Origin of the sequence: Mesorhizobium sp. C089B, from assembly GCF_030323125.1 — a bacterium.
In the GTDB taxonomy this organism is placed as follows: Bacteria; Pseudomonadota; Alphaproteobacteria; order Rhizobiales; family Rhizobiaceae; genus Mesorhizobium.
On record NZ_CP100469.1, the window covers coordinates 5,050,026 to 5,061,132 of the forward strand.

7 protein-coding genes and 1 pseudogene are annotated in these 11,107 nt (G+C 64.0%); 6 read left to right on the forward strand and 2 right to left on the reverse strand.

Annotation, left to right across the window (positions count from 1 at the left end):
• The first annotated feature begins 2 nt into the window (after positions 1-2).
• From NLY44_RS24985 to NLY44_RS25005, 5 genes are all read left to right on the forward strand, one after another.
• Positions 3-1,097 carry a carnitine 3-dehydrogenase gene (locus NLY44_RS24985; RefSeq protein ID WP_023806197.1) on the forward strand — a complete coding sequence of 365 codons (1,095 nt, stop codon included), beginning with the start codon at positions 3-5 and terminating at the stop codon, positions 1,095-1,097.
• 4 nt (positions 1,098-1,101) lie between these two features.
• The gene (locus NLY44_RS24990) at positions 1,102-2,265 is read left to right on the forward strand and encodes an acyl-CoA dehydrogenase family protein (protein WP_023668860.1); all 1,164 of its coding nucleotides are present in this window, start codon (positions 1,102-1,104) and stop codon (positions 2,263-2,265) included.
• A gap of 3 nt (positions 2,266-2,268) precedes the next feature.
• On the forward strand, positions 2,269-4,347 hold the full coding sequence (locus tag NLY44_RS24995; RefSeq protein WP_023711295.1) for an acetate--CoA ligase family protein: 2,079 nt from the start codon (positions 2,269-2,271) through the stop codon (positions 4,345-4,347).
• Positions 4,340-5,122 carry a carnitinyl-CoA dehydratase gene (locus NLY44_RS25000; RefSeq protein WP_023711294.1) on the forward strand — a complete coding sequence of 261 codons (783 nt, stop codon included), beginning with the start codon at positions 4,340-4,342 and terminating at the stop codon, positions 5,120-5,122. Before NLY44_RS24995 ends, NLY44_RS25000 begins: the two co-directional genes overlap by 8 nt.
• Before the next feature lie 124 nt (positions 5,123-5,246).
• Positions 5,247-6,182, forward strand: a complete 936-nt coding sequence (locus tag NLY44_RS25005) for an alpha/beta hydrolase (protein ID WP_023806196.1) — start codon at positions 5,247-5,249, stop codon at positions 6,180-6,182.
• A 5-nt stretch (positions 6,183-6,187) separates the two neighbouring features.
• On the opposite strand, the gene NLY44_RS25010 is transcribed toward NLY44_RS25005, so the two are convergent.
• Both NLY44_RS25010 and NLY44_RS25015 read right to left on the reverse strand, forming a co-directional pair.
• On the reverse strand, positions 6,188-7,051 hold the full coding sequence (locus NLY44_RS25010; RefSeq protein WP_023806195.1) for a hypothetical protein: 864 nt from the start codon (positions 7,049-7,051) through the stop codon (positions 6,188-6,190).
• Between the two features lie 6 nt (positions 7,052-7,057).
• Complete coding sequence (locus NLY44_RS25015) at positions 7,058-8,650, reverse strand: ABC transporter substrate-binding protein (RefSeq protein ID WP_023806194.1); 1,593 nt, start codon at positions 8,648-8,650, stop codon at positions 7,058-7,060.
• 499 nt (positions 8,651-9,149) lie between these two features.
• On the opposite strand from NLY44_RS25015, the pseudogene NLY44_RS25020 reads away from it, so the two are divergent.
• Positions 9,150-11,103, forward strand: a pseudogene (locus NLY44_RS25020) (NHL repeat-containing protein).
• The last annotated feature ends 4 nt before the right edge of the window (positions 11,104-11,107 follow it).

Sequence of the window (11,107 nt, forward strand, 5' to 3'; positions counted from 1 at the left end):
CCATGAGCATCATCAACAAGGCAGCCGCCATTGGCGGCGGTGTCATTGGCGCCGGCTGGGTGGCGCGGCTGCTGCTCAACGGCATCGACGTGTCGATCTTCGATCCGGACCCGGAAGCGTCGCGCAAGGTCTCGGAAGTGATGAAGGGCGCGCGCCGCGCCTACAAGCAGATGGTTCCCGGCGGCCTGCCCAGGGAAGGCAGACTGACCTTTGCCAAGACCATCGCCGAGGCGGTGGCCGACGCCGATTTCATCCAGGAGAGCGTGCCGGAGCGGCTCGACCTCAAACACCGCGTACTGGCCGAGATCGATCTCTACGCGCCGGCCAACGCCATTGTCGGCTCGTCGACCTCCGGCATCAAGCCGACCGACATGCAGGTGGCGATGAAGAAGCATCCGGAGCGTCTGGTTGTCGGACATCCCTTCAACCCGGTCTATCTGCTGCCGCTGGTCGAGATCGTCGGCGGCGAACAGACCTTTCCAGAGGCGATCGAGGTCGCAAAGGAGATCTATGCATCGATCGGCATGAAGCCGGTGGTGATCCGCAAGGAGATCGAGGCCTTTGTCGGCGACCGCCTGCTCGAAGCGGCCTGGCGCGAGGCGCTGTGGCTGATCAAGGACGGCATCTGCACCGTCGAGGAACTCGACGACATCATGCGCTATGGCTTCGGCCTGCGCTGGGCGCAGATGGGCATGTTCCAGGTCTATCGCGTCGCCGGCGGCGAAGCCGGCATGCGCCACTTCATGGCGCAGTTCGGGCCGTGCCTGAAATGGCCGTGGACCAAGCTGATGGACGTGCCGGAGTTCAACGACGAGCTGGTCGATCTGATCGCCACCCAGTCGGACGACCAGGCGCACGGCCTGTCGATCCGTGAGCTGGAAAAGATCCGCGACGACAATCTGGTCGCGATCATGGATGCTCTGTCGAAACAGAACAAAGGCAAGGGCTGGGGCGCCGGCACCTTGCACAAGGACTATACCAAGCAGCTGGCCAAGCTGGCGGCGAAGAAGCCGGCCGCTTCCAAGGCCGCAGAGAAGGCCAAGGCATCGAAGCCGGTGAAGAAGGCGGAAAAGCCGAAGAAAAAGAAGAAAGGCTGAGGCCATGGATTTCGGTCTTTCGGAGGAACAGAAGCTCATCGTCGAGACCACGCGCGCTTTCGTCGAGAACGAGCTTTACCCGCATGAACGTGAGGTCGAGCGCACCGGCGTGCTGCGCCGCGAGTTGATCGAAGAGATCAAGGTCAAGGCGATCGAAGCCGGGCTCTATGCCGCCAACATGCCGGCCGATGTCGGTGGCGCCGGCCTCGATACGGTGACCTGGCTGCTCTACGAGAAGGAACTCGGCCGCGCCAACTATGCGCTGCACTGGACCTGCGTCGCGCGCCCCTCCAACATCCTGCTCGCCGGCACGCCGGAGCAGCGCGAAAAATACCTGTTCCCGTGTATTCGTGGCGAGAAGTGGGACTGCCTGGCGATGACCGAGCCTGGCGCCGGCTCCGATTTGCGCGGCATGAAGGCGTCAGCCGTGCAGGACGGCGACGACTGGGTGCTCAACGGCACCAAGCATTTCATCAGCCACGCCGATCTGGCCGATTTCGCAATTAGTTTCATGGCTTCGGGCGAGGAAGAAACGCCGCGCGGCAAGCGCAAGAAGATCACCGCCTTCTTCGTCGACAAGGGCACCAAGGGGTTCACCGTGCGCGACGGCTACCGCAACGTCTCGCATCGCGGCTACACCAACGCCATCCTCGAATTCGACGATTGCCGCCTGCCGGCAAGCCAGGTGCTGGGTGAGGTCCACAAGGGCTTCGACGTCGCCAATTCCTGGCTCGGCGCCACGCGCCTGCAGGTCGGCGCCACCTGTCTCGGCCGCGCCGAGCGGGCACTCGGCCACGCCATCGAATACTCAGCGCAACGCCAGCAGTTCGGCCAGCAGATCGGCAAGTTCCAGGGCGTGTCGTTCAAACTCGCCGACATGGCGACGGAATTGAAGGCGGCGGACCTGATGGTGTTCGAAGCCGGCTGGAAGTACGATCAGGGCACCGTCACCGACCAGGACATGGCCATGGCGAAGCTGAAGGCTACCGAAATGCTCGCCTTTGTTGCCGACGAAGCAATCCAGATCCATGGCGGCATGGGGCTGATGGATGACCTGCCGCTGGAGCGCATCTGGCGCGACGCCCGCGTCGAGCGCATCTGGGAAGGCACGTCGGAAATCCAGCGCCACATCATTTCGCGGGCGCTGCTGCGCCCGTTCGGGGCATAAACCATGCATAAGCTTGAACGTCTCCTGCGTCCAAAATCCATCGCCGTGTTCGGCGGGGCGCAGGCCGCTGCCGTCGTCGCGCAATCGATCAAGATGGGCTTTGCCGGCGAAATCTGGCCGGTGCATCCGAACAAGGACGAGGTCGCCGGCCGCAAGGCCTATCGCTCGGTCGCCGACCTTCCCGACGCGCCGGACGCTGCCTTTGTCGGCGTCAACCGGCATCTCACCATCGAGGTAATCAAGGCGCTGGCTGAGCGCGGCGCCGGCGGCGCCGTCTGTTTTGCCGCGGGCTTTCTTGAGACCGAGGCCTATGACGATGACGGCGAGCGGCTGCAGGCCGAACTGGTGGCTGCCGCGGGCCAGATGCCGATCATCGGGCCGAACTGCTACGGCCTGATCAACTATGCCGATGGCGCGCTGCTATGGCCCGACCAGCATGGCGGCATCAGGCTGCCCGAAGGCGCCAAGGGCGTCGCCATCATCACCCAGTCCTCCAACATCGCCATCAACATGACGATGCAGAAGCGCGGCCTGCCGATCGCCTTCCTGATGACCGCCGGCAACCAGGCGCAGACCGGCCTCTCCGAAATGGCGCTCGGCCTGATCGAGGACGAGCGCGTCACCTCGCTCGGCCTGCACATCGAAGCCTTCGATTCGGTAGCCGGCTTCGAGAAGCTGGCGGCGCGGGCGCGCGAACTGAAGAAGCCGATCATCGCCATGAAGGTCGGCCGGTCCGAACAGGCGCGGCAGGCGACGGTCTCGCACACGGCATCGCTGGCTGGCTCGGACGCTGCCTCGGGCGCTTTCCTGCGGCGGCTCGGCATTGCCCGCGTCGATTCCATCCCCGCCTTTATCGAGGCGCTGAAGCTTCTGCATGTCACAGGACCACTGCCCGGCTATCGACTGTCATCGATGAGCTGCTCGGGCGGCGAAGCCTCTGTCATGGCCGACAGCGCCGAAGGCCGCTGGGTCAATTTCCCGGAGCTCACCAGCAAGCACCGCGCCCATGTCAAATCGACGCTCGGGCCGCTGGTCGCGGTCGCCAACCCGTTGGACTATCACACCTTCATCTGGAACAACGAACCGGCGATGACCGCCACCTTCACCGCCATGGTGTCGGGCGGTTTCGACCTCAACATGCTGGTGCTCGATTTCCCGCGCCCCGACCGCTGCTCGGTCACCGACTGGTGGGCGACGCTGCGCGCCTTCGAATCGGCGCTGAAGACCAACAAGGCGCATGGCGCGATTGTCTCGTCGCTGCCGGAGAACCTGCCGGAGGAATACACCGCCGAGCTGATGGCGCGCGGCATGGTGCCTTTGTTCGGTATTTCCGAGGCCATGGATGCCGCAGGCGCGGCGGCCTTCATCGGCTGGGCCTGGGCCGAGCCGCAGGCGCAGCCGATCGACACATCGGCTGCCGGTGCTGCCGGCGGCGATCATGTCACCCCTGACGAGGCCGAAGCCAAGGCGCGGCTGATCAAGGCCGGCTTGCCGGTGCCGAAGGCAGAACGTGCCGCTAACGCTGTCGAGGCCGTCATCTCATCCATGGCGCTCGGCTTCCCGGTGGCGCTGAAGGCGCTCGGCGTCACCCATAAGTCGGAAGTCGGCGCGGTGCGGCTCAATCTGAAAGACGCCGAATCGGTCAGCACGGCCGCGCATGATCTGCTGCCGCTCGGCACCGGCCTCTATGTCGAACGCATGGTGCGCGACGGCGTTGCCGAGTTGATCGTCGGCTTCACCCGCGATCCGATGTTCGGCGCGGTCATGACACTGGGCACCGGCGGCGTGTTGGTCGAACTGTTGCGCGACAGCGTTACGCTCATGCTGCCGGCGACGCGCGACGACATCGAGGCCGCCCTGCGTGGGCTTAAACTGTTTCCGCTGCTGGACGGCTATCGTGGCCGGCCCAAGGCCGATGTCGGGGCTGCCATCGACGCCATCGCGGGCATTGCCGGCTTCGTGCAGACGAATGCCGGAGAGATCGAGGAACTCGACATCAACCCGCTGATCGTCTGCGCCGAGGGCAAGGGCGCCTGGATCGCCGACGCGCTGCTGGTGCTGGGAGAGAAGAAGAATGTCTGACGTCATTTCCACCCGCCGCGAGGGCACCATCCTCGAGGTCACGCTCGACCGGCCCAAGGCCAACGCCATCGACCTCAAGACCTCGCGGCTGATGGGCGAGACCTTCAAGGCGTTCCGCGACGATCCCGGATTGCGCGTCGCCATCGTCAAGACCGCCGGCGACAAGTTCTTCTGCGCCGGCTGGGATTTGAAGGCAGCCGCCGGTGGCGACGCGGTCGACGGCGACTATGGCGTCGGCGGTTTTGCCGGCCTGCAGGAGCTGCGCGACATGAACAAGCCGATCATTGCCTGCGTCAACGGCATGGCGGTGGGCGGCGGCTTCGAGCTGGCGCTGTCCTGCGACCTCATTTTCGCCTCCGACCATTCCTCCTTCGCCCTGCCCGAAATCCGCGCCGGCACGCTGGCTGATGCCGCGACGATCAAGCTGCCCAAGCGCATTCCCTACCATGTCGCCATGGACCTTCTGCTCACCGGCCGCTGGATGGATGTGGCGGAAGCGCATCGCTGGGGCCTGGTCAACGAAGTGCTGCCCAAGGACAAGCTCGAGGAGCGCGTCTGGGAGATCGCAAGGCTGCTCGCCAGCGGCCCGCCGCTGGTGTTCGCCGCGATCAAGGAGACGGCGCGGGTGGCGGAGGCGCTGACCTTCCAGGACGCGATGAACCGCGTGACGCGCCGGCAATTGGCGACGGTCGATGCGCTTTATGGCTCGGAGGACAATATGGAAGGGTTTCGTGCGTTCGCAGAAAAGCGCGACCCGGTGTGGAAGGGGAAGTAGCCTCTTTACCCTCCCCTCGATGGGGAGGGTCGGACCGAAGGTCCGGGGTGGGGTGATGCGCCACCACCCCCCACCCGCCGCTTCGCGGCGACCTCCCCCATCAAGGGGGAGGTAAAGGAGCTGCATGACCGACTACAAAACCCTCATCGACGCGGAAACCTGGGCCTTCATCGAGAAGACCAACTCCTACTATCCTCCCGACACGATCGACTACACCATCGCCCAGCAGCGTGCGATCTATGACAGGATGTGCCGCGAGTTTTTTGCCGGCTATCCCGATGGCGTGACGGCGGAAACGACAATCATTGCCGGCCACGACATCCCGATCCGCATCTATCGCTCTGCCTCACCCAACCGGGACGCGATGGTGCTTTACATCCATGGCGGCGGCTTCATCCTCGGTGGGCTGGACAGCCATGACGATGTCTGCGCCGAGCTGTGCGCCCGGACCGGCTTCGAAGTGGTCTCCATCGACTACCGGCTGGCGCCGGAGCATCTGCACCCGGCCGCCTTCGACGATGCGCTGCATGCCTTTGAATGGGCGGCCTCAAACTACGACTGCCCTATTTTGCTCTGCGGCGACAGCGCCGGCGGCAATCTCTGCGCGGCTCTCGCCCACGCGACGCGCAGCCATGCCAAAAAGTCGATCGGCCAGGTGCTGATCTATCCCGGCCTCGGCGGCGACCGTTCGCAAGGCTCCTATTTGACGCATGCGGAAGCGCCGATGCTGACGGTGCGCGATCTCGACTTCTACAGGGATATCCGCACCGGCGGCCTCGATGGGACCGGCGACATCACTTTGTATCCACTGGCCGACGCAGATTTCATCGGCCTGCCACCGACAGTGCTGATCACCGCGCAATGCGACCCGCTGTCGTCGGACGGCGAGGCCTATCGCGACCGCGTCCTCGCTGCCGGCGGCCATGCCGCCTGGTTCGAGGAGCCGGGACTGGTGCACGGCTATCTCCGGGCCAGGCACACGGTCGGCCGGGCCCGCGCCAGCTTCAACCGTATCGTCGAAGCGGTGTCGGTGCTGGGCAAGGGCGACTGGATCGGGTGAACGGCTCAGCCGCGGACAAAGGCGATCAGCGCCTCGGCCATGCGATCGTTGAACTCCCGGCGAAAGCGGTTTTTCTTCAGCCATTCCGGATTTGAGCCGACGGTCTTGTTGGCATCGACGACAACGCCTTTGCCATCGACAATGAAATAGTCGATGGCGCCGAAGTCCAGGTTCAGCCGCTGCCGCACCGCCAGCACTTCCGGCGGCACGGCGCCGCCCACCTCATTGCTCAGGATTTTTGAGCCGGCGCACAACACATCGTCGTAGACCTGCCGCATGTTGACCTCGGCACCGAGCAGGAACATGTAGCGGTGCTTGACGATGGGCAGGTCGAGCGTATCGAAAGCGAACTTTTCCACCATCAGGCGATTGTTGCGCCATACATCCCGCGGAACCTCGCCGATCGTCTGGTAGACCTTATAGGGCGGGCACAGGCGGTCCTTGTAGCCGGGTTCGAAGAGCTTGCGGATGGCATGCGCGCTCCTGGTCAGGCCGTTGCGATGCTGCCACCAGCGCTGCTCTGGTCGGCCCCTGGAGTTGAGGACCGTCTTGACGACAACCGGCCCCTCGTGGCTGTCGCCTGCTTCCAGCTTCAGTGTCGAATAGAGGTGCCTGTGGATGGACAGCGCGCGGCCATTGATGGTGCGGTCGTAGAGGTGGCCGAGCCCGCGGTACGTTGGCGGCACGACTGTCAGGTCGACATGCAGAAAGGCCACCGGCGCCCGATCTCGGCCGGCTGGCCGGTCGAGCAGGCGCACTTTCAATCCAGCCTGTTCCAGGTAAGGCAGCAACTGCGCGATGCTATAGCTCCGCACCAGTCGGAAATTGCGCAGGCTCTCTACATAGACATCGAGATCGGCGGCAGACACCGAACGCTATTCCTTGATATCGACGCCCGAGAAATCATGGTGATCAAAGGGGTCCATGACATAGCCCGTCACCTGTTCGCGCATCGGCATCGAGACCACGGAGTGGGCGATAGCGACCCACGGCATCTGCTCCCTGAAGATCGTTTGCGCCTGCGAATAGAGTTTTGCGCGGGCAGCGGGATCGACGATCCCGGCTGCCTGCTTGAGCAGATCGTCGAAGGCCGGAAAACACCAGTTGGCACGATTGGTGGTGCCGACGCCGGCACAGCCAAGCGGCACCGACAGGAAGTTGTCGGGGTCGCCATTGTCGCCGGTGAAGCCGAACAGCATGGCGCCATCGCGGTCGCGTGACTTCGAGCGGGCAAGGTATTCAGTCCACTCATACGTCACGACTTCCACGGTGACACCGATCTTTGCCAGGTCGGACTGGATCATTTCGGCCATACGCTGCGCATTCGGGTTATACGGACGCTGCACCGGCATCGCCCAGATCTTCATGTGCAGGTCTTTTACGCCGGCATCGGCGAGCCCCTGCCTGGCGGCAGCGGGGTCGAAGACATGATCGGGGCTCGTCTTGTCATAGGCCCAGGAGGTTGGCGGCAGCGGATTGCGTGCGACTTCGCCGGTGCCGCGGAACACGACGTCGACCAGCGCCTGCGTGTCGATGGCAATGGCGATCGCCTTCCTCACCCTTGGATCGTCGAAGGGCTTCTGCAAGGTGTTGAAGGCGAGGTATCCCGTATTGAGGCCCTCCTGCCGCATGACCTTGATTCCGGGCGTCGCCTTGATCGCCTCCAGGTCGGCCGGATTTGGATAGGGCATGAGATCGCATTCGCCGGCGCGCAGCTTTTCCATGCGAATGCTGGCATCGGTGGCAATGGCGAAGACGAGATCGTCGATCTTCGGCTTGCCGCGCCAGTAGTCCGGATTGGCCTTGTAGCGGATGACTGCATCCTGCTGGTAGTCGACAAGCTGGAACGGACCCGTCCCGACCGGCTTCAGCGCCATGTCGAGCAGCCGCTTCTCTGCGACGAGCTTGTCGGCATATTCCTTGGAAACGACCGAAGCGAAATCCATCGCCAGGTCGGCAAGCATCGGCGAATGCGGCGCCTTCAGCGTCATCACCACAGTATGGTCGTCAAGCTTGCGCCAACCGGCGACAAGATCCGGCATGCCGATGCCGTCGAAGTAAATGTACTGGCGTTTGGCGTAATTGTTGAACGGGTTCTGCGCGTTGGCCTGCCGGTCGAAGGTGAACAGCACGTCATCGGCATTGAAGTCGCGACTAGGCGTAAAGCCCTCGACGCTGTGGAACTTCACGCCGTGCCGCAGGTGGAATGTGTAGGTGAGGCCGTCGTCGGAAATCTCCCAGCTGTCGGCAAGGCCGGGGCGCACCTTGGTGGTGCCGGGCTCGAACTCGACCATGCGGTTGTAGAGAGCGGTGGCCGAGGCGTCGCGGGATCCGGAGGCGAGTGCGGGATCGAACGTATCGGGGCTAACCTCGGTGCAGTAGACCAAGGTCTTGGCTACGGATTGATGGACCGGCAACGCACATGGAAAAAGCGCCGCCAGCAAGAGAACGAAGTGCCTGCGTGTCATGATCCCCCAGCGTTGGGAAGACGCTAGCAGAAGCCGGCACTGACGGTAAGTAAGCCGGCCGGTCTTTCGCGCGCCAAGACTGTTTTCCACCTGAGTTGACACAAGGAATTAGCCGCGCCTCTGTGAAATGGCGGACAGACCCGGCCGCCGTTTTGCATGAACCTTTCTGCTCCAGCCGGCGACTGACGACCAGGCGCCGCATGGTGCGGGCCGGAAAGGATGCCCCATGACCAGGACCCCAGAGGCTCCACGGTCTCCGGGACCAACGCAAGCTCAGCGCGACCACCGCCTTCGGGATGGAGTCGATGCGCTGGGCTTTCGGCTGATTCCGTTGACCCTGCGCAGGAGCAGGCGTATCGTGAAGATGAGGAAAGCAGACAATTCGATCAGGGACGAACGTGCCGGAACGCCGCGCCTTGCCCTGTTTCGCGCGGCCGGACCGGATGTTCCTCCCGAAAACTTCGGGGGGAGTTTTATGTCCTGCGATCGCGGCGCGTCCATGTCGTCTCCAAGCGGCGGTTTGCGCCGTTCGCTCCATCTGGCCGGCGGTTTGCTTGCCCTGGCGCTGAGCGCCGCGCTCTGGTTGGGCACAGCCGCCCAAGCGCAGGAAACCCAGATCATCTATCCCGGCTCGATGGCGGTCACCGGATTTTCCGGCACCGTCATTCCCAATTTCGACTCTGCCGATTCCGAAAGGGGGGGCTGCCGCCCGGCGTCGACCCGGTCGACGAAACCTTCATCGACACGACGCGCGCCACCTTGCGCGTCTTCGACGTTTCGGCGCTCGGCGGACCGGCTTCCGGCCAGCTCGTCTACACGCCGCCGCCTTTCGAGGTGACGGCCGAACAGATCGGCCAGGTATTCGCCATTACCTATGATGACGGTGTGCGCGACGGCGTTCCCACGGGCGTCCCCAACCTCTATGCCGGCGCGACCTCGCTGCACGGCATCCGTATCGTCACCCCGGACGAAGATGCCGACGGTCGGCCCGAGCGACAGCGCCGCGGAACCGCAGGCGCCGTCTTCATGGACGGCCAGTTCGGCACCGAAAGCGGTGCGGTCCGGGCACGATCTGGAAGATCGACGGCATCACCGGCGCGGTCTCCAAATTCGCCGACATTGACACCAACAGCGGTTCCGGCATCGGCGACATCAGCTTCGACAGCAATCACCGCGAGTTCTTCGCCAGCGACCTCGACACGGGCTTCATCCACCGCCTCGACGCCAACGGCACGCTGATCGACACATTCGATCACGGCGTTGCCGGGCGGCCGGCGCATGGGCTGGCTCCCGTCGCCGATGACGGTGCGGTGATGGACATACAGGGTGCTGCCTTCGACTCGGAAGACCCCGACACATGGGGCTACACGCAGGACGAACGCCGCGTCTGGTCCGTCGCCTATCATGGCGGCCGGCTCTATTATTCGGTCGGCGAAAAGGCCGAGATCTGGTCGGTTGGCATTGCCCGCGATGGCAGCTTTGCCGGTGATCCGCGCTGGGAGCTGACGGTCAAGGCCGACAAGGACTACGCCGTCACCGACATCGCCTTCGACAGCCAGGGCTTCATGTATCTGGCGCAGCGCGGCCCGGTCGAGAATCGCTACGATTACAGCCAGTTCGCCGATTCCGGCAAGGGCGAGGTCATCCGCTACTGGCGCGAAAACCCGGACGATCCGGCGACGGAATCGGTCTGGGTGGAAGAGCCGCAGGAATATGCAGTCGGCTTCCCGCAAGGCAACCGGCAGTCGGCCGGTGGGCTCGACCTGCAATATGGCTATGACGCCGACGGCAATCTCGACACCGGCGTGTGCACCGACACGCTGGTCAACACCGGCGACAAGCTGCGCGACAACCCGACACTTGCCGACCAGCTCGCCGCCGGCGGGCCGCTTGCCGTGCACGGCGTGCAGATCACGCCGACGCCGTTGGTCAAGCCGGCCAACGTGCCGCCTTTCGGCTCGTGGTTCGTCGACTTCGACGGCTATTTCGAAGACCCAGAAGTGGAAGGCCATGTCGGCGACGTCGAGGTCTGGCACCCCTGCGACGGCCGTGCCGGCTATTATGAAGAGATCCCAGGCGGTTATCTGCCGCCGTTCTATCCGCCGGGCTTCCCACCGCCCGGCGATCTGCCTCCGTGCATCGATGTCGAGGATGTTCAGTTCTACTGCACGCCTCGCGGCCTCCAGGCCGACCTCTATCTCCATGACCATGCCGGCTTTGGCGGCGATTCGATCAAGGTCCAGTCCATGACACCAGGCGTCGGGGTGACATCACCCCAGTCGCATGCTCCCGGTAAGCCTTACACGGTCGACATCACCGGCCATTCTCCGGGCGACAGAGTCGATGTTGGACTTTGCTTCTACAGGCAGTCCGACAAGGACAAGGGTGGCTACTACCCTTGCTGCAAGATGACTTTGCCGCTCAGAACCCCAGCCGTCAGCTGCGAACGTTGAGGAG

Excerpts from the sequence above, each read along its gene's own strand:
- NLY44_RS25000 (WP_023711294.1), top strand. The coding sequence starts at position 4,340 with ATGTCTGACGTCATTTCCACCCGCCGCGAGGGCACCATCCTCGAGGTC.
- NLY44_RS24995 (WP_023711295.1), top strand. The coding sequence starts at position 2,269 with ATGCATAAGCTTGAACGTCTCCTGCGTCCAAAATCCATCGCCGTGTTC.
- NLY44_RS25015 (WP_023806194.1), bottom strand. The coding sequence starts at position 8,650 with ATGACACGCAGGCACTTCGTTCTCTTGCTGGCGGCGCTTTTTCCATGT.
- NLY44_RS24985 (WP_023806197.1), top strand. The coding sequence starts at position 3 with ATGAGCATCATCAACAAGGCAGCCGCCATTGGCGGCGGTGTCATTGGC.
- NLY44_RS24990 (WP_023668860.1), top strand. The coding sequence starts at position 1,102 with ATGGATTTCGGTCTTTCGGAGGAACAGAAGCTCATCGTCGAGACCACG.
- NLY44_RS25005 (WP_023806196.1), top strand. The coding sequence starts at position 5,247 with ATGACCGACTACAAAACCCTCATCGACGCGGAAACCTGGGCCTTCATC.